Origin of the sequence: Pseudomonas sp. WC1 (genome assembly GCF_050586565.1) — a bacterium.
Taxonomy (GTDB): Bacteria; Pseudomonadota; Gammaproteobacteria; order Pseudomonadales; family Pseudomonadaceae; genus Aquipseudomonas.
Genome location: NZ_JBOBDQ010000007.1, coordinates 59310 through 78300, shown reverse-complemented (window position 1 = coordinate 78300; position 18991 = coordinate 59310). Strand labels below are relative to the sequence as shown.

At 59.9% G+C, this 18991-nt stretch carries 18 protein-coding genes; 13 read left to right on the top strand and 5 right to left on the bottom strand.

What is annotated here, in order from left to right; translation table 11 throughout:
- Window positions 1-16: 16 nt before the first annotated feature.
- Window positions 17-421 (bottom strand): MerR family transcriptional regulator, encoded by a 405-nt coding sequence (locus tag ACQ4OD_RS05040; protein WP_198754256.1) that lies wholly within the window; start codon window positions 419-421, stop codon window positions 17-19.
- 73 nt (window positions 422-494) lie between these two features.
- Between ACQ4OD_RS05040 and ACQ4OD_RS05035 the strand changes: the two genes are divergently transcribed.
- On the top strand, window positions 495-1559 hold the full coding sequence (locus ACQ4OD_RS05035) for an SDR family oxidoreductase (protein ID WP_430943970.1): 1065 nt from the start codon (window positions 495-497) through the stop codon (window positions 1557-1559).
- Window positions 1560-1632: 73 nt separating this feature from the next.
- On the opposite strand, the gene ACQ4OD_RS05030 is transcribed toward ACQ4OD_RS05035, so the two are convergent.
- A complete protein-coding gene (locus tag ACQ4OD_RS05030) occupies window positions 1633-2595 on the bottom strand; it encodes a LysR family transcriptional regulator (RefSeq protein WP_198754254.1) in 963 nt (320 codons plus the stop codon).
- A gap of 114 nt (window positions 2596-2709) precedes the next feature.
- Between ACQ4OD_RS05030 and ACQ4OD_RS05025 the strand changes: the two genes are divergently transcribed.
- From ACQ4OD_RS05025 to ACQ4OD_RS05005, 5 genes are all read left to right on the top strand, one after another.
- Complete coding sequence (locus tag ACQ4OD_RS05025) at window positions 2710-3069, top strand: cupin domain-containing protein (RefSeq protein WP_102682414.1); 360 nt, start codon at window positions 2710-2712, stop codon at window positions 3067-3069.
- A 117-nt stretch (window positions 3070-3186) separates the two neighbouring features.
- A complete protein-coding gene (locus ACQ4OD_RS05020) occupies window positions 3187-4974 on the top strand; it encodes a choline dehydrogenase (RefSeq protein WP_198754253.1) in 1788 nt (595 codons plus the stop codon).
- An 84-nt stretch (window positions 4975-5058) separates the two neighbouring features.
- Entirely contained in the window at window positions 5059-6552 is a 1494-nt protein-coding gene (locus tag ACQ4OD_RS05015) for a purine-cytosine permease family protein (protein WP_232967937.1), read from the top strand.
- A complete protein-coding gene (locus ACQ4OD_RS05010; RefSeq protein WP_102682416.1) occupies window positions 6549-7667 on the top strand; it encodes a class II histone deacetylase in 1119 nt (372 codons plus the stop codon). Before ACQ4OD_RS05015 ends, ACQ4OD_RS05010 begins: the two co-directional genes overlap by 4 nt.
- Window positions 7668-8091: 424 nt before the next feature.
- Window positions 8092-8634, top strand: a complete 543-nt coding sequence (locus ACQ4OD_RS05005; protein WP_110702280.1) for an AAA family ATPase — start codon at window positions 8092-8094, stop codon at window positions 8632-8634.
- Window positions 8635-8823: 189 nt separating this feature from the next.
- Here ACQ4OD_RS05005 and ACQ4OD_RS05000 read toward each other — a convergent pair whose 3' ends face one another.
- A complete protein-coding gene (locus tag ACQ4OD_RS05000; protein WP_198754250.1) occupies window positions 8824-9741 on the bottom strand; it encodes a LysR family transcriptional regulator in 918 nt (305 codons plus the stop codon).
- A gap of 125 nt (window positions 9742-9866) precedes the next feature.
- On the opposite strand from ACQ4OD_RS05000, the gene ACQ4OD_RS04995 reads away from it, so the two are divergent.
- From ACQ4OD_RS04995 to ACQ4OD_RS04975, 5 genes are all read left to right on the top strand, one after another.
- On the top strand, window positions 9867-10625 hold the full coding sequence (locus ACQ4OD_RS04995) for a 5-oxoprolinase subunit PxpA (protein WP_430943969.1): 759 nt from the start codon (window positions 9867-9869) through the stop codon (window positions 10623-10625).
- Window positions 10626-10719: 94 nt separating this feature from the next.
- Entirely contained in the window at window positions 10720-10965 is a 246-nt protein-coding gene (locus ACQ4OD_RS04990) for an acetyl-CoA carboxylase (protein ID WP_046855294.1), read from the top strand.
- Between the two features lie 10 nt (window positions 10966-10975).
- Window positions 10976-12349, top strand: a complete 1374-nt coding sequence (locus ACQ4OD_RS04985; protein WP_430943968.1) for an acetyl-CoA carboxylase biotin carboxylase subunit — start codon at window positions 10976-10978, stop codon at window positions 12347-12349.
- The gene (locus ACQ4OD_RS04980) at window positions 12346-13218 is read left to right on the top strand and encodes a 5-oxoprolinase subunit B family protein (protein WP_214501805.1); all 873 of its coding nucleotides are present in this window, start codon (window positions 12346-12348) and stop codon (window positions 13216-13218) included. The genes ACQ4OD_RS04985 and ACQ4OD_RS04980 overlap by 4 nt, the downstream gene beginning before the upstream one ends.
- Complete coding sequence (locus ACQ4OD_RS04975) at window positions 13215-14189, top strand: biotin-dependent carboxyltransferase family protein (protein WP_198754246.1); 975 nt, start codon at window positions 13215-13217, stop codon at window positions 14187-14189. Before ACQ4OD_RS04980 ends, ACQ4OD_RS04975 begins: the two co-directional genes overlap by 4 nt.
- Window positions 14190-14288: 99 nt before the next feature.
- Here ACQ4OD_RS04975 and ACQ4OD_RS04970 read toward each other — a convergent pair whose 3' ends face one another.
- Together ACQ4OD_RS04970 and ACQ4OD_RS04965 are read right to left on the bottom strand one after the other, a co-directional pair.
- Entirely contained in the window at window positions 14289-14846 is a 558-nt protein-coding gene (locus ACQ4OD_RS04970) for a GNAT family N-acetyltransferase (RefSeq protein WP_430943967.1), read from the bottom strand.
- Between the two features lie 209 nt (window positions 14847-15055).
- Window positions 15056-15523, bottom strand: coding sequence for a hypothetical protein (locus ACQ4OD_RS04965; RefSeq protein ID WP_430943966.1), 468 nt, complete (start codon window positions 15521-15523; stop codon window positions 15056-15058).
- Window positions 15524-16489: 966 nt separating this feature from the next.
- Between ACQ4OD_RS04965 and ACQ4OD_RS04960 the strand changes: the two genes are divergently transcribed.
- Together ACQ4OD_RS04960 and ACQ4OD_RS04955 are read left to right on the top strand one after the other, a co-directional pair.
- On the top strand, window positions 16490-17650 hold the full coding sequence (locus tag ACQ4OD_RS04960) for an AAA family ATPase (RefSeq protein WP_430943965.1): 1161 nt from the start codon (window positions 16490-16492) through the stop codon (window positions 17648-17650).
- Window positions 17647-18507 (top strand): HNH endonuclease, encoded by an 861-nt coding sequence (locus ACQ4OD_RS04955; protein ID WP_430943964.1) that lies wholly within the window; start codon window positions 17647-17649, stop codon window positions 18505-18507. The genes ACQ4OD_RS04960 and ACQ4OD_RS04955 overlap by 4 nt, the downstream gene beginning before the upstream one ends.
- Window positions 18508-18991: the final 484 nt, after the last annotated feature.

The window sequence follows — 18991 nt, the reverse complement described above, 5'->3', positions numbered from 1 at the left end:
ACGGTTGAGCCGGGAACTATTGCGTTGCGGCACGCCCATGTACAGGAAGGTGAGGAATGGTCTGTCCGAGGGCAATGGCACTGGCTTCAAGCTTCACACGCTCTGCTTCCAGAAAAACATACGTGGCTTGCAAGGTGGTTATTTTCGTCTGAATTTCGGCCATCTTGCTGGCGACCAAGGCCGCGCCTTGCGCGCAATTGATCGTATTACCCCGCCTGGCAGCAAGAATGTCGCCAATCTCGGCGAGTGAAAAGCCCACGCCCTGGGCACTCTGAATGAAGGCCAGATCAACAACGGTCTGATCGCTGTAGCTGCGATAGTTGTTGGCCTGTCGATGGGCCACGATAAGCCCGAGTTGTTCGTAATAGCGCAATGCATGGCGGCCAATGCCACTGCGGCGCTCCAACTCTCCAATGTTCACAGTAAAAATTCCTTGACTGTAGAGCAGGCTCTACACCTTAGCCTGGGCCCATCATCCAAACAAGGATTCAGGCATGAGCGTGGAATGTTTCGTCACAGGCGGCAGTGGGTTTGTAGGTCAACATTTACTGGCTCGTCTTACCGCGACAGGGCACAAGACCTGGGTGCTTATGCGCACCCCTGCAAAGATCGAGCGCCTCAGGGAGCAGGTAGGCCGACTGGGCGGTAACCCTGCCTGTATCCATGCCGTTGAGGGCGATATCAGCAGAGAGGGGCTTGGGCTCAGCGAGGCAGACGAGCAGCGCGTGTCTTCGGCCTCTGTGGTCTTCCACCTCGCGGCGCAATTTTCCTGGGGGCTGACAATGGAGCGCGCCCGCGAAGTCAATGTGCAAGGGGCGCTGAGAGTCGCCAGGCTTGCGGCGAGCCAGCGCATCCGCTTGCTGATGTTGGGTGGCTTCATGCTGCAAAACCTTAGCCACCTTGCCAGTATCGGGGTTGACAATGAGTGCCCTGAAAACACGAACTGGCCCGTGGTCTACGGCCGTGCAGGTGGCTACGAAGGCAGCAAGCTCGAGTCCCATTTTGCGGTCATCCGTTACATGCAGGAAGCGGGCGCGGATTACACAATCGTTCATCCTGCTACGGTGTGTGGCCACAGCGAGAGTGGGCACATTCTGGAAGGACAACCTTTGGCCGAACTCATTCGAAACCTGGCACAAGGCCGGTTCAAAGCTGTTCCCGGTTCCACCAGGCACTGGTTGCCATTAGTCAGCGTCGATTACCTGGTGACAATGATGACTTGCGCGGCGTTCGACCCCTCGATGGCCAACCAGCAGGTCCTGGCACTCTATGAGCACACACCGAACTTGCAGGGGCTGCTAGGGCAGATAGCGAAAACGCTGAAGATCAAGGCACCCCGCCGCCATGTAGCGATAGGGTTGCTGAGATGGCTTTTGACAATTCCCGGACTGGCGGCCCGATTCGCGATCAGCGCCGAGTCATTGAATTTTATTCAGGCGCAACGCTTTGATATGAGCCATAGCAGGCAATTGGAACTGAAGTATCGGTTGACACATCCCGACATGGCGCGAGCTTTGGAAAAGACAGTGCGCTACGTCAAAGATTACTTGCCCCATTGAAGCAACCACCTCAGACAAGGTATGGCATGTATAAGATGGGAGGCTGGACCGTTGGACTTTGACGAGAAAATGTTCATGTCATGCGCGCTTCGTGACGTTCCATGATCTGAATGCCCTGTTCAGTCAGCGCTTGGCGTACCGCCACTTGATAGCTTTCTATTGCTTCACGCAACCAGATTTCAAACTTCTGACTTGCGGGAGAACTTGGTCTTTTGGGTTTGAAGAGGGTGTAGTTCTGAGCGCTGACCAGGCCAAGTGGGTAGGGCACGATAAGCTCGCCTGCGCGGATGGCAGGCATGGCCAGGAAGCTGTCGCCGATCGTCAGGCCACCCCCGGATGCCGCGACAGACAGGCACAGGGTGGTTTCGTTGAACGTTGTCTGCCGGCGCCGTGGGCCGCCGGGGTCGAGCCCGGTCAGGGCGCACCACTCGTCCCAGATGTCGTAATTTGCATCGATCAGGTACGGCGCATTGCAAGGCTTGCGGCCTTCGCACAAGTACGTCTGGGCGAAATCGCGGGTGCAGACCAGCAGGTCGATCCAGCGGCATAGCTCAGAGGCTTCCAGTCCGCCGCCGACCTTGGCGCCGTGCATGCCATAAAAGATACGGAAATCGAAGTCTTCGTCGAGACGGAAGGTCGCGTTCTTCTCCGCAGTGATTTCCACGGAGATGCCGGGGTTGGCGACCAGGAATTTTCCCACCTGGCCGGCCAGCCAGCTCGAGGCGAAATCGCGGCATACCAGCACCCGGAGCTGTTCGCCCTGGCGTGCACGGCGGCTTATGGTATCGGTGGTGAGCTGAATCAGCTCGAAAGCTTGCTGCAGGGCAATGAACAACTCGCGCCCGGCCGCTGTCAGGCGGATGATATTGCCTGTGCGCAGTAGCAGCGGGCAGCCCATGTCGCTCTCCAGCTGAGTGACCTGCTTGGACACAGCGGGGCGCGTGACATTCAGCTCCTGTGCGGCGCAGGAGATGCTGTTTAGCCGGGCAACGGCCTCGAAGGCACGGAGCGCGGTAAGGGACTGGTGCTTTCTCAAAAGGGGAGGCTCCGTAACCTGAGGTGACGCAGGCAGAAATCTTGTCACTTGTCTGTATGGGAGCCCGACCCTAGCCTGAATGTCAATCTCAACGCGCAAATCCGAGGCTTCATCATGCTTCTTCCGATCCGCTTTTCTTCTATTGGTCCCGCTGGCTGGCAGCGGTTGCCGAACCAAGCCCTTGAACATGCCGAACTGATCGAAGGCCGGCCGATGGGACTTGATCATGCCTACTTCAGCCGCAGCGAGCCGCTAGTGAAATCAGGTATCTGGCGTTGCGAACCGTATACCGAACACTACGAAAGCTATCCGGCCGACGAATTCATGGTGGTGCTGGAGGGCGAGGTCACGCTTGAGGGAGAGGGCTTCTGCGAAACCTATGCTCCAGGCGATTGCTTCCTGGTACCCAAAGGCTTTCGTGGTATCTGGCGTCAGCCAGTGCCGATGCGCAAGTTCTACGTGATCGTCGGCTAGCCCGCCCAGGCAAACCGCCACGTCTTTAACTCGACCCAAACCCTGGACGTTGCGCGGGCATTCCCGCGCACTGCGGGTGGGCCTGTCTCCAGCTTCACGACGGTGGAAACTTGTACCATGTCGACTTCTGAGCAAACCTCGATTTCCAGCGCGCATGACGAAGGGCGCTATGACTACATCATCGTCGGCGCCGGTGCCGCCGGGTGTGTACTGGCTAACCGCCTTGGCGAAAACCCGGGCGTGCAGATACTGGTGATCGAAGCCGGTGGCAGCGACAACTCAGTCATCGTGTCGATGCCGGCGGCGTTGTCGATCCCGATGAACACCAAACGCTTCAATTGGGGCATGAAAACCGAGCCGGAGCCCGGCTTGGATGGCCGGCAGGTGAACCTGCCGCGTGGCAAGGGCCTAGGCGGCTCCTCGTCGATCAACGGCATGTGCTGGGTTCGAGGCAACCCCATGGACTATGAACTATGGGAAGCGTTGGGGGCCGAGGGCTGGCGCTGGTCGAACGTGCTTCCGTATTTCCAGCGCCTGGAAAATGTCGAAGGCGGTGGGCTGTTGCGCGGCACTCAGGGCCCAATGCGAATTACCCGGGGGCTTCAGACCAATCCGCTGTATCAGGCCTTCGTCAGAGCGGGCAACGAAGCGGGCTACGCCGTGACCGACAACATGAACAGCCGCCAGCATGAAGGCTTCGGACCGATGGAGATGAACGTCGGCGACGGGCGTCGGATGAGCGCTGCGGTTGCCTACCTGCGGCCGGCCATCGCCCGCGGCAATGTGCGCGTGATCAAAGGCGGCCTGGTGGACCGGGTGATGTTCATGGGCCAGCGAGCCACCGGGGTGGTGTTTTCGGTGGGCGGCAAGCTCGCCAGGGCCATGGCCTCGCGAGAGGTGATTTTGTCGGCGGGTGCCATTATGTCCCCGGTGATCCTCAAACGCTCAGGCATCGGCCCGGCGCAAGAGCTGGCGCAGCATGGCATCCCCGTGATCCACGACGCCCCCGAAGTAGGCGAGAACCTGATGGACCACATGGAACTCTACCTGCAAATGGAGTGCACCCAGCCGGTCAGTCTGTTCCCCACCCAGAGCCTGCTAGGCAAGGCGAAGATCGGCATCGAGTGGCTCGCCACCCGGCGCGGGCTTGGGGCCACCAACCATTTCGAGAGCGGCGGGCATATTCGCAGCCGGGCGGGCATCGTTTATCCGGACATCCAGTTTCACTTCCTCCCGCTGGCCATCTCCTATGATGGGCAGACGCTCGCCAAAGGACATGGGTTCCAGGTGCACGTGGGCACCAAACGCTCGAAAAGCCGGGGTTGGGTCAGGCTGCGCGACACCCTCCCACAGAGCCTGCCGCGGGTACGCTTCAATTACATGACTCACCCCGACGATTGGGCGGAATTCAGGGCCTGCGTGCGCCTGACCCGGGAGATTTTCGCCCAGCCGGCCTTTGCGCCCTATCGGGGCCGGGAATTGGCGCCGGGCGCGGCCGTGCAGGATGATGCCGCTATCGATGCATTTCTCAAGCAAAAGCTTGAAAGCGCCTACCACCCTTGCGGGACCTGTCGCATGGGCAGCGACGATGCTGCGGTGACCTTCCCGGATGGCAGGGTCCGCGGTGTCGACGGGCTGCGCGTGGTAGACGCCTCCCTTATGCCGGCGGCCACCGCAGGCGACTTGCAGGCCCCCACCCTGGTGCTGGCCGAACGGTTGTCCGACCTGATCCGCGGCCGTCACCTGCCCGAAGCGCAAGGGGCCGCATTGCTGGCCGACCCGCAATGGGCCACCCGGCAGCGTGGCCGGGAGATCTCCCGCGATTACGCCCGCGAACGCGATCGGCTGGCCGCCGCACTGCTGGCCAATGCCAAGGGGCAACCGCTGGCGATGGTCGCCGGTTGAGCCAAGGTGTGAATCCCAGTATTGCCATCGACCCATGAGGGATACCACCGAGCGATCGATAAACGCACTATCAAAGATGCACGCATGATCAATCTCAACCAGGAAAACAAGAACATGAGAATGACATCCAATGGGCAAAGTGCCTCGGTGAGGCCTGCGGTTGCGCAGGCCCGAACCGACGGTGCGGAACGGCGCTCCGTAGATTTCGTACCGGTGTCTGAGCGTCACGGCAGCGTGCGACACCTAGGGGCAGTCTGGATCGTTGCCAACATCAACCTGACCGCAATGGCGACCGGCGTTACCACGCTGGCGCTGGGAGGGCCATTATTCTGGACGTTGGTCGCGACTGTGTGCGGCTCACTGTTCGGCACGCTGTTCATGGCGCTACATTCCTCGCAGGGACCGCAATTAGGACTTCCGCAGTTGGTTCAATCCCGCGCGCAGTTCGGCTTCTTCGGCGCCGCGATCACCGTCTGGGTCTTCGCCCTCGTCAACTACTTCAACTACAACGTCGCCGATGCCATCCTGGCGGGGTCAAGCCTGCATTTTCTGCTGGGAATTCCAACCGCCTGGGGGTTCCCGATCGCGGTACTGTTCGCGGGCACGCTAGCGTTGTATGGCTACCGCTGGATCCACCGGGTCAACCGCTTCCTGGTCGTGCCGCTCGGATTGACCATCGTGGTACTGACCTTCGCCGCGGTGGCCCGAAGCGCGATTCCCGCGGGGGCGTTCGAGCCAGGCCCCATCGAATGGCATGCCTTCGCCACCACTTTTGTCATCGTGGCGGGCTTCCAGCTTGGCTGGGCGCCTTATGTGTCGGATTACTCCCGTTACCTGGCCCCCAGCATTTCCACGCGCTCCTCGTTCCTGTGGACCTACCTGCCGTCGGCGATATCGGCGCTGTGGGTGATCGGCCTGGGCTCGCTGCTCGCGGCGGCCACGCCCGGCGCCACGGTGATCATGGCGATCGCGAATGGTGGCGACAGCTTGTTCGCGGGGGGCGGGCGGCTTGCGGTCGCGCTGCTATTCGTTGGCCTGCTGGTGGTGATGGCGCTCAATGCCTATGGCGGCAGCCTGACCCTGATCTCGATCGTCGACTGCTTCCGCCGAGTGCGGCCGTCGCTGGCAATGCGAGCTGTCACGATTGTTGCGATGACGCTGTCGGTGTGGGGAATAGCGGCAATGGTCGGCGAGGATCGGTTCAACGTGTTTTACGGAAATGTCCTTGTATTCCTTGCCTACCTATTTACTCCCTGGACGGCTATCAATCTGGTGGACTTCTACCTGGTACGCAAAGGCTGCTACTCGATCCGCGAACTGTTTAATCCCGCGGGTATCTACGGGCGATGGGGGTGGCAAGGAAATGTCGCATATATCGGCGCGCTGGCGGTGATGGTGCCGTTCTTTGTCACTGCGCCTTACACCGGATGGGTCGCCCGGCAAATGGGTGAAATCGACCTCTCGATGTTCGTGGGCCTGGTGGCTGCCAGCGCACTTTATCTTCTTACTTCTCGAACCCTTGATCTGGGCAACGAACGTCGCCTGGTGGACAAGGAACAACAAGTCAGCGAGCGATGAATATGAAAACAACCGGCTGGATTTGGGACGAACGCTTTACCACGCACGATACCCGGGCCTGGAGCCTGCCTTGGCAGGAGCCGATCGACCACCCGGAGAAGGGCGATACAAAACGCCGCTTCGCAAGCTTGGTCAAACGCAGCGGCCTTGAGAAAAACCTTGTTGCGTTGCCCTTCAGCCCGGCCTCGGAGGCCGACCTGCTGCGGGTGCATACGCCGGCCTATGTTGATCGAATTCTCAACCCGGTCGGCCCTGCGTGGAGCGATGCGGGCGATGGCGAAACACCTGTGGGACCTAATTCGGCAGACGTCGCTAGGCTCGCGGCAGGGGCAGTTATCGCGGCGTTCAAGGCGGTCGTGGCGGGCACAGTGAGCAACGCCTACGCACTCATCCGGCCACCAGGGCATCACGCGCTTGCGGGCCAGGGCATGGGTTACTGCATCTTCCACAACACGGCGGTCGGCATTCGCCATCTTCAGCACACGGGCGAAGTGGAGCGGGTTGCGGTTATCGACTGGGATGTTCATCACGGCAATGGTACCGAGACCCTGTTCTACGACGACCCGTCGGTAATGACGATCTCCCTGCATCAGGACAATCTGTACCCCATCGGGCGTGGGAAGGTCGATGACATCGGCACCGGCGCAGGCCTGGGCGCTAACCTGAATATTCCGCTTCCAGCAGGGTCCGGGCGAGGTGCCTACGTGGGGGCGTTCGAGCGTGTGGTTCTCCCGGCAATCCGCCGCTTCCGGCCGGACCTCATTGTGATCGCGAGCGGCTTCGACTCGGCGGCGATGGATCCCTTCGGGCGTCAGCTGTTGCACTCCGAAGCCTATCGGGAACTGACCGCACTGGTGATGGGCCTGGCCGATGAGGTGTGTAGATCGCGGGTTGTGGCCGTGCACGAGGGTGGCTATGACCCGTTGATGGGACCGTTCTGCGGTCTAGCCGTCGTCGAAACCCTTGCCGGGCTTCGCACGGCCGTCGAGGACCCTTGGATCGGTACGGTCGTGAATCTGCCGGAGCAAGCCTTATTACCCCATCATGACGCGGCGATATGTGCGTGCGAGCCACTTCTGGCAGGTGTTCCGGTTGGCCGTGAGCTTCCCCGATGACACTGGGAGTCGGCGCTTGAAGTAGGTTCAACGAATGAGCCATTGCCCCTGCACGGCATCATGCAGGGGTGTTTCTCCATGGCGAGGTTCACCGCCCAGCGGCGATGTTGGCTCGAGTAATGGCTAAAATGCGTTTGAACGCCGTGCTGAATGCGCAGGCGCGAATCGCCGAGATCTCGCGCACCGTGTTTTCGCAACCCTGCACCAGGATGATCGTTGGCTGTGCCTGGAAGAAGCCAGCGGGGGGCGCCCAAGAAGGTAAGACACCCACTATGGGGTGACCGAGGGCTTCGGTAATACCCCAGCAGCTTTCGCTAATCTTTGCGGCCGCTGAAAGCACGAGTGCGCTTGCAGTTGACCGAACCAGCCATTGCCGTACAATCGCGCCCCCAAAAATCAGCAGGCATGGCGAGAGGGAGCTTCAATGCAACGGGTGATGATCGTTGGCCAGCCTGGGTCTGGGAAAAGTACCCTGGCGCGCAAGCTTGGCGAGCGCACGGGCTTGCCGGTCGTGCATATCGACACGATTCACTGGCAGCCAGGGTGGGTTGAGCGAAGCCCTGACGAGAAGACGCGTCTTTGCCGTGAGGTCGAGGCCCGTGAGCGCTGGATCTTCGAAGGCGGGCATTCGACCACCTGGAGCAACCGCCTGGCCCGCGCAGATATGTTGATATGGATCGATCGGTCGGCGGCGCTTCGCTTCTGGCGCGTGTTCTGCAGAACGACGCTCAACCGCGGTCGTTCACGGCCTGACTTGCCGGACGACTGCCCGGAACTGCTGGCCAACCTGCCGGAGTTCTTCAGGTTCATGTGGCGGACGAAAAACTCGGCCAGGGAGAAGATGAAGCAACTCGTGACAAGGGCACCGTCGGGTTGTCGCGTGGTCTGCCTGCGGTCCAATCGAGATACCGAAGTTTTTCTCGCGAGCCTGGGAACATTGCCTGATCAGGTGGCGCGAGGTCATTAGAGGCCCGTTCTCGTTTGCTTGGCGGCAGATGCCTTTGAGGCGTATTACAACGTTTTAACCTGCCCAAGGATGGCCCATGCATGGCGCTGACCAGCAAAATCACGATCTACAACCCTGAATGGCCGCAGCGGTACGAGGTGGGCAAAGTGGTTTTGCGGCCGTTGATTCTGGATTGAAACCGATTTGCTTTCAGCGCCGCGCGGACAGTTGTTGCGGCGCCAGGAATGCGTCGTGGAAGTAATTGTGGAACGCGTGCATCGCCGGGCTGAATTCCCGCTCGCGATGCCAGGCCAGGCCGACGCTCATGGGGGTGACCTTGTCGGTGATGGTCACGGTTTCGATGCGTTTACCCTCCAGCGACCACGGACGGTGTACCAGGTCGGAGAGGATCGCCACGCCGCTGCCGTTGGCCACCATGCTGCGCACCGCTTCCACAGAGCTGGTGCGGATTCGCACGTTGGGCTGCTGTCGGGCATGTTCCCAGTAGCGCATGGCGCTTTGTTCGGCTTCGTCGACGGTAAGCAGGATGAAGGGCTCCTGTGTGACGTCGGCAAGGCTCACGGCCGAGTGTTGGCACAGCGGGTGATGGCTGGGCAGCCACAGCCGGCGTTCGGAATTGAACAAAGTTTTCGAGACGATGTCCGGGTGGGTCAGGTTCGAGGTCAGCACCACCGCCATGTCGAATTCGCCTTCCAGCAGGCCTTGCTCGATGGCCTGGCGCTCCCGTTCGTGCACTTCGATGGCTACGTCCGGGTGCCAGTGTTCCAGGCGTTGCAGATGGTGCGGCAGAAAGTAGCCGATCACCGTGTAACTGGCCGCTATCCGCAACAGGCCGGTGGCGCGAACGTCCGGCAGTGGGCTGTTAAGGGCATCGTCGACGCTGCGCAAGATCACGTAGGCCCGATTGAGAAAGTGCCGTCCGGCATCGGTCAGGCTCATGCCCTGGGCCGAGCGCTGGAACAGCAGCGTGCCGAGCATGCCCTCCAGCTCCTTGATCGCTGTGGTCACCGCCGACTGGGAAATATTCAAATGAATCGCAGCCTGGGAGATTTGCCCGATCTCGGCCGTGGCGACGAAATAGCGAACCTGGCGCAGGGTCAGTGACATGAACACTCCGCTTGATGAGGTATCTGATTTTCAGAAGATATCCCCTCTGATAATTGATCTTCCCAAGGGGGTGGCTGGAATTTAACGTGCTCTGCATGAAGTCACAAGCGTCAGGAGCAAGTGTCATGCAGGCAGTAGATTTCAATTCGGACATGGGCGAAGGCTTCGGTCCGTGGACTATCGGCGACGGAGTCGACAACGAACTGATGGGCTTCATCAGCTCGGCCAACATCGCCACCGGTTTCCATGCCGGCGATCCCGGCACCATGCGTCGCACTGTCGAGCAGGCCAAGCGCCTGGGCGTGGCCGTCGGTGCCCATCCGGGCTTTCGCGACCTGGTCGGTTTCGGCCGCCGTCACATCAATGCACCGGCCCAGGAGCTGGTGGACGACATGCTCTATCAGCTGGGCGCCCTGCGTGAACTCGCCCGGGTTCAAGGCGTGGCCCTGCAACACATCAAACCTCACGGCGCGCTGTACATGCACCTGGCCCGGGACGAAGAAACGGCGCGTTTGCTGGTGGAAAACCTGCAGCGCCTGGAGCCCGAGCTGCTGCTGTATTGCATGCCCGACTCGGCGATCTGGCGTATCGCCACGGAGCTGGGCCAACCGGTGATCCGCGAGTTCTACGCCGACCGCGAATACGACCTCAGCGGCTCAATTGTCTTCACCCGCAGTGTGCGTGCCTACGACCCTGCGCAAGTAGCTGCGCGGGTACTGCGTGCCTGCCAGGAAGGCGTGGTGCGCACGGTGGAGGGTGAAGACCTGGCGATCGAATTCGACTCCATTTGCTTGCACAGCGATACACCCGGTGCCCTGGCGCTGGTCGAGGCTACCCGTAATGCGCTCGATGACGCGGGGATCCAGGTGCGCGCACCGCGATAACGCACCCGAAGACACCTGGCACGCAGACGCCAGGGCTTACTCGACACACAGATTTTTTGCCTGCCTTTCTACAACTATTCCAAGAGGAACAGACATGGCGCAGCACACAGTCATCACCCCGTTGCCGGGGACTTTCTACCGCAAGGCTACCCCGGACTCGCCGAACTACGTCGAGGCAGGTGCCCAGGTCAGCGCCGACACGGTGATTGGCCTGATCGAGGTCATGAAGCAGTTTTCCGAACTGACCGCGGGTACGGCAGGGCGTCTGGACGCGTTTCTGGTCGAAGACGGTGATCCGGTGGAGCCGGGTCAGGTCATCGCTACACTCGAAGACGCGTGAGGGCAAAACCATGACCCAAGGCATTCGTAAACTGCTGATCGCCAACCGTGGCGAGATTGCCGTGCGGATCATCCGCGCCGCGCAAGCGCTGGGTATTCCCACTGTGGCGGCGTGCAGCGAAGCAGACGTCGATTCCCAGGCCGCACGCATGGCCGACGAAGTGCACATCCTCGGCCCGGCCCGCGCCGACAAGAGCTACCTCAATGTCGAAGCGCTGCTCGGTGCCCTGAAGGCCACCGGCGCCAACGCGGTGCACCCAGGCTACGGCTTTCTCTCGGAGAACGCCGAATTTGCCGAAGCGGTGCAAGCCGCCGGGGCGATTTTCGTCGGCCCAAGCCCCGAGACCATCCGGCGCATGGGCGACAAGGCCGAAGCCCGGCGCACTGCGCAAGCCGCGGGTGTACCGGTGGTGCCCGGCTCCCCGGATGAACTGTTCGATGTGGAGTCGGCGCTCAAAGCCGCCGAATCCGTCGGCTTCCCGCTGCTGATCAAGGCCTCGGCCGGTGGCGGCGGGCGTGGGATTCGCCTGGCGGAAAACCCGCAGCAACTGAGCGAAGAATTCCCCCGTTCCCAGCGCGAAGCCCAGGCCGCCTTTGGCAATGGCGCGGTGTATCTGGAGCGCTTTATCGGCAAGGCCCGGCATATCGAAGTGCAGGTGCTGGGCGATGGCAAGCATGCGGTGCACCTGTTCGAACGCGAGTGTTCGCTGCAACGCCGTCGCCAGAAGATCCTCGAAGAAGCGCCGTCGCCGGTCCTCGATGCGCAGCAGCGCGAGACCCTCTGCGCGAGTGCCGTGCGCCTGACCGAGGCCCTGGGCTATCAGGGCGCGGGCACCCTTGAGTATCTGTACGACGACGCCACCGGAGAGTTTTTCTTCATCGAGATGAACACGCGGATCCAGGTGGAACACCCGGTCAGCGAGCTGATCACCGGCATCGACCTGGTTCAGGCCATGTTGCGCATCGCCGGCGGCGAACCGCTGGGCCTCAAGCAAAGCGATATCCGGCTCAACGGCGCGGCCCTGCAAATGCGCCTGAACGCCGAAGACCCGGCGCGGGATTTCTTCCCAAGCCCAGGGCTTGTGCAAACGCTGAACTGGCCGGAAGGCGAGGGCGTGCGCGTCGACAGCCATTTGTATGAAGGCTACCGGGTACCGCCATACTATGACTCGCTGCTGGCCAAGCTGATCGTCCATGGCAGCGATCGCGCCGAGGCCCTGGCCCGCGCGCGACTGGCGGTGGAGCAGACCACGCTCACGGGCATGGCCAGCACCTTGTCTCTGCACGGCGAGTTGCTGGAGCAACCCTGGCTGCACACCGCCGATTTCCACACCGGCACTTTGGAAACCTGGCTGGCCGAGCGCCGCAGCGGAGGTGCAGCATGAGCAGTCCGATTCGCTACAGCTTTGGCGCCGACGAGCATCTGTTTGCCGAAGTCAGCGACAGCATGTCCCTTGAAGCCTTCTTCAAGGGCATGGCGGTAACCCGTGCGGTGGAGCGCTTGGCCCTCGATGGCGTGCTCGACGTGTGCCTGGCCAACGCTTCGTTCCAGATCCGTTTCGACCCGGACCGCATCGCCCCGGCCGATCTGCTCGAAGCGGTGAAGGGCGCCGAAGCCGAGGCCGTGGCCGAGCGCACCCTGCACACCCGGATCATCGAAATCCCGGTGCTCTACAACGATCCGTGGACCCACGAAACCCTGATGCGCTTTCGCGACCGCCACCAGGACCCGAACGCCACGGACCTGGAGTACGCCGCGCGCATCAACGGCTTGGCCGACGTCGAGGCGTTCATCGCCGCCCACAGTGGCGCGCCGTGGTTCGTTTCGATGGTGGGCTTCGTGGCGGGCCTGCCGTTCATGTTCCAGATGGTCGAGCGCGAACGCCAGTTGCAGGTGCCCAAGTACCTGAGACCCCGTACCGACACGCCGAAATTGACCCTGGGCCATGGCGGCTGCTTCGGTTGCATCTACTCGGTGCGTGGCGCCGGTGGCTACCAGATGTTTGGCGTCACTCCGGCACCGATCTATGACCCCCAGCAGAACCTGGCGTACCTGAAGGAACACATGGTGTTCTTCCGTCCCGGCGACATCGTGCAGTTCAAGTCGATGGACCGCGCTGCCTATGACCACGCCGTGGCCGAGGTCGAAGCCGGACGCTTCGATCTGCGCATCCGTCCAGTGGAGTTCTCGCTTGATGCGTTCCTCGCCGACCCGATCGGCTATCCCAAGTCGCTGCAGGAGGTGCTGGCATGATCAAGGTACTCAAACCCGGTCTGGCCACCTCAGTGCAGGACCTCGGCCGCGAGGGCTACTACCATCTGGGGATACCACCTTCCGGGGCGCTGGACCAGTACGCCCTGAGCGCGGCCAATCAGTTGGTGGGCAACCCGGCCAATTCGGCGGCGCTGGAGTGCACGTTGCTGGGGCCGGAGCTGGAGTTTCAGCAGGATGCCCTGGTGGCGGTATGTGGTGCGCAGATGACGCCGAAAGTCGATGGCGTGGACATGCACTTGGACACCGCCTTCGAAGTGAAGGCCGGACAAGTGCTGCGTTTCGACTTTCCCAAGGCTGGCGCGCGGGCTTATCTGGCGGTGGCCGGCGGTATCGATGTACCGGTGGTGCTCGGCAGTCGTTCCACCTACGCGCTGGGGGCGCTGGGTGGTTTTCAGGGGCGCAGGCTGGTGATTGGCGATGAACTGCCGATAGGCGCCGCCAGCGGCAAGGGGCGTGTCGGGGCGAGTCTGCCCATGGCGTTACGACAGTCGCTGGGAGGGGAGATCACCCTGCGGGTGGTGCCGGGGCTGTACTACGATCGCTTGACCCTGGCGGCGGCGGACAGCTTTTTCGCCGAAGCCTGGACCGTCGGCTCGGAGGCAGATCGCATCGGCTATCGCTTCAAGGGTGGCAGCCCGCTGAGCTTTCAGCCTCGCGAGCAGCCGTTCGGCGCCGGCTCCGATCCTTCGAACATCGTCGACAGCTGCTACCCGATCGGCTCTATCCAGGTGCCGGCAGGGCTCGAGCCCATCATTCTGCACCGCGATGCAGTGTCCGGTGGCGGCTACGCAATGATCGGCACGGTGATCAGCGCCGACCTCGATCTGGTCGGCCAGATGCAACCCAACCAGAAGGCCCGCTTCGTCGCGGTGACGCTTGAAGAGGCGCTGCAAGCCCGACGTTCCTACAAGAAAAAACTCAGCTGTTTGAGCAAGCTGTTCCCTTCCTGATCTGCCCGCCGCACTGCGCGGGTAAAGCCAAAAAGGCAAGCCAACGCCGCCCCTCGGTGCGGGGGCGGCTGCCTGCGCTTCAACCGCTGACGTAAAGAACTAGCGACTGGCAGTCGAGCTTTCTAACCAGTCAGCACGAGTCATCTCCCATATTTCGACCTCCATCCGTCCAGATACGAAATCTCCTGCACGCACGTCTACCAAGCGCATACCCTCATGTTCCGAGACCCTGCGAGATGCATCGTTGGCAATCGCTTTGGGAACCTGCATGACCGGACGCGACAGTGTCTCGAACCAATAGGCATTGATAATCCGGCATGCCTCGCGCATGTAGCCCTTTCCCCACCACTGTGGGGCTAGCCAGAAGCCTCTGTTGTTTCCAGGCTGATCATACAAACTGATGCTACCCAGGGTGCAGCTAGCATCGTCGCGCATGCGGATCATCCAGTGCCATTCACGACCTGCTGCCATGGCGGGCAGGGCGATATCTCGGACATAGACCAGTGCCCCGTCTTCTGGATACGGCCATGGGACACGACGATCCAGGTAGCGAACCACCTCCCAGCAGGGGAACAGCTCCTGGATGATGGGCGAATCCTCTAACTGGAGGGGGGTGAGAACCAGCCGATCAGTGACAAGCGTCGCAAGACAGTCCATTACATTCGTTCCTGGGCATCCCTGTGAGATTTTGATTATCTGTACCGGGCTGGTTTGTGTCGACCGCTTCTGGCCGTGATCTGCCCTCCGCCAAGGGCAGCTATGGGGCGAGAGTAGTTATCCGCGTTTGAGTGCTTTCGACCCAAAGCTGCCGGTCCCGACCGGTAAGGTCGGTCGTAACGACCTAACCTCTAACTGGGAGCAAGGGCTCAATGCCAATCTTTGGGGTCGCTCAGGAACATTTCTAGTTCAAGCCGACGAAGCTCCTCGAAGCCAGAGGATCTAGTCTTGATCTCAGTCCACGCCCGCGCGAATGCCGGTAGTTTCAGGTTCGCCTCAATTCCCTCCGACCAACTTCTCCATACGTCCGAAGTAATTCGACCATGTGCCCGGAGCGAAATTTGCTCGTTCGTCAGATCGACATACCGATACAGCTCGTCGAAAGCGTCTTCGTATTCGGCATCAGTTATAATCTCACCCATTAAAGCCTTCTTCGGTAGCTCTCCGGCCAATTCGCGGTACTCCTTCCCTAATGAATCTTCAAACTGCAACTGCGCGATCTCGCGGCTAGTCTTTAGCTGGTGTCGTGCGTACCACACGCCGACCGCAGCTACGCAAGCTGCAAACGCCGAAATTGCGCTACTTACTGCACTAACGATGTCGGTGATGTTCGACATGACTTCCCTTTATGATAATAGTAAATTTGTGGAGTATGCGCTCCTAGTGCCCATGTATGTCAGTACTCGACTGGCCCGAAATTCCCACGATAGCCAACATGGGTGAGGATTAGGCGATTGATGCACTCGACGCTGACCAAGCCGCCTTCCACTGGCCTACCAAATATAGCGAGATTGCGAATTGTAGTCGCCTCCGCATATTGCTCCCGTTCTGGATGGAAGCGCCGCAGCGACAAGCCATAAGCCGTCTCGAAAGGATGGCTGCCGGTTCGAACCAGGCAAAAAAAAAGACGGATAGACCTGTAGCCTGCCCGGCGCTAGGAGGCCTCGCCGAAAGCTACTTAATATGTTAGTAGTGGCACAACGCCGTTCATGACTTGTCGATGGACCTTCGCGAGGATACTGCGGCCCATCCCCTGGCATGCTTCGCGCAGCGGTTACCCCTGGTTTGAGCTGCTTCACGACAGTCAGCCAGTGGCCGGTTTGCATGTGTGGCTTAAGGCGTTTCCCACGTCGCTGGATCGGCGCAAGGCCTGTGAATTGTAGGAGGTAAAAACGGATGTTTACTGTATTGGAGGCTGGACAGCAGCTACCTCAGCAAGGTACGAACTGCGCCTATCTGGTCGTCGATTATTGGGATGACTGGTTCAAGTTTCGGACAATGTTCACGCTGTTCGTGTTTGATAGACGCTCGACTCGACACAGGGTAGGGTCCGTCAAGATTGGCCAAGCAGGCTTGCTGCCCGCTCCTAGCGGTGTAGATATTCCACCTGGCAGCCGGACCCCAGGGCTCCCCAATTCCTTTACTCAACTGGATGAGCACCAGTTTTTTCCCTAGGCCAAGACGAAGACTACTACTCGACCCTTCGAGCGTTACCCGATGGCCTGGGTACTATTATTTTAAGGGCGCTGTGCGACTGTGCCTACAGCCTTGAGATCCTTGACCGGCACCTGGCTGAGTTGGTCATGTCTGAGTCGGTCCTGCGATCAATCCATGAGCCCAATGTTCGAAACCGTCTAAATCGACTTGCTCATGGAAACGCCGAATTGACAAGGTTTGAGTTCCAATACACGTTCCCACCAGTACCTGCGGGGGCGGACGGCATACCGCCGCTACCGCCCGCTGTAATGCAATTCCAAGTTATTCCAGATGCCGTGCCTCCGACAAACCTCCACGTCCTGGTGGGTCGCAATGGCGTTGGCAAAACGAGATGCATCCAAAGCATCATCAACACGCTTTTAGATCGGGATACCCTAGGAGCACCTAAAGGGATGTTGCATCGGCTGGGCGCTAATCATGAACAGTGGACCTTCTCAGGTTTGGTATCGGTGTCCTTCAGCGCTTTCGATTCGTTTGAGCTGCCATCGATTGGGCAACAGCGCACACCCGCGACGTTTGTTGGACTGCGGTCGCAGAAAAAAGATGATCAAGGAAATGTGTTCGATGTGCTGAAGAGCGCGGCTGATCTGGCTGAGGACTGCGTTAACAGCCTTGAGCGCTGCCATACAGAACCTCGTCGCTCGCGTTGGCTCACCGCCGTCGAAACGCTGTCCACGGATCCACTCTTTCGCGAAACAGGTGTTGAGCAATTGATCGAAGACGGCTCTGAATGGAGGGAGCGAGCAACTCGCTTTTTCGGGAAATTAAGCTCTGGCCATGCAATAGTACTGCTCACGACTACGCGCCTTGTCGAATTGGTAGATGAGAAAACCCTTGTCGTTTTAGACGAGCCTGAGGGGCATCTGCATCCGCCGTTGCTGGCCGCATTTATACGCACCGTCGCTGACCTTTTGGTATCAAGGAATGGCGTCGCTCTGTTATCGACTCACTCACCTGTGGTCTTGCAGGAAGTTCCGCGAAGCTGCGTTTGGATGCTGCGCAGGTCACGCGCTGAATCTGCGGTTGAGAGACCTTCCGTTGAAACATTCGGAGAGAGCGCAGGGGTCCTGACTCGGGAGGTGTTCGGCTTGGAAGTCACCCACTCTGGCTTCCATAAGCTCGTCGCCACAGTTGCTCAAAAGCCAGGCATAACCTATGCAGGTGTTGATTATCACTTTGGAGGGCAGTTAGGGGTTGAAGCGCAAGCGTTGGCCAGGAGCTTGGTCGCAGGTAGGGGTAACGGATGAAAAAACTCCAACAGCCAGCCATGCAAGTCGCTGATACAGTCCAGGCCTGTGTCGCGGGTATTTCCATTGCTGAACGTGCCCAGGCTCTCACTGACGCACTGCCGACGATTCAGCGGTGCGAAGCGGAGTATCTGGAGCTTGGGCCGCCCGGCCAGCTCTACCGAATAATCCCAAGCCCTGGTGTGACCCCTGCGATTGATGCCGCACTTATGGGTGTCATCTACAAGAACCATTTTTTACGTCCGGGGTCGCCCTCTCGGACACTCTATGATCGTATCAGGATGGCTCCTGAATTCGGCTTCTGCCCGATGTGCGGCCATCGAATCGTCGCGACAGTTGACCATTACCTGCCACAGTCTCGTTTTCCCACACTTAACCTTACGCCTGCCAACCTCATTCCAGCCTGCTCTGACTGTAACAAGCGGAAGCTGGCCATCGTTGCTGCGAGAGCGGAGGATCAGACGCTACATCCTTACTTCGATGACCTTGGCGATGAGCGCTGGCTGATTGCGGATATCCAACCCTCTACGCCTCCAACTGTGTCATTTGATATTCGCGCTGCCAGAGCATGGGATGAAGTACTCACAGCGCGCGTCAGAAACCACTTCGCCTTGATGGGCTTAGCCGAACTATACGTCGCGCAGGCCGCGAGCGAACTGGCCGATATGTCTTACGGACTCGAAAATATAGGTGCCACAGCCGGGCCTGTAGGGATTCGGCAGCATTTGGAAGCTCAGTTTCGATCATGCCAAGCGCGGGACGCCAATTCTTGGAAAACGGCATTGTATGAAGGGCTGCGAATTTCGGATTGGTTCTGTGAAGAAGGGTATGGGTTGATACGCAACGGGCGGCTCTGAAAGCGGGTTTAGGCTTCAGACTCTGCCCGACGCAAATAGCAAAATCGCACGACCTCATACATGTGCTGCCACACGATTTTGGCTTTGAGGTAGACGTGTGGATCGCAATGCACGACGACCTGCGCAAAACTAACAGGATCGTTCAGGTGTTTGAAATTCTTGGAGAGCAGTTGCATCTATGCTTGGCCGATTAGCCTGCAGCGTAGGCGGTGGTATCCACTGTTTGGCCTCAACGGCAGCTGTGGGTCGAAAGCAGACACCCGCAGCCGTCAGCTCTTGACCCATAGCTGCCCTTCACGAAAGGCAAGAATCGGCCATAACGCAGTCGACAGCGAGCGGCGTACCGGGACGGAATGGTACACAAACGGACGCCATCACTATGGTTATTACCTTGGGAACTGAAGCGTCGGGGATCATGGGCAATGACTTCTCGATTGAGGACAACGCCGACAGACTGGCAACTGAGTAAATCACTGCTTGATTT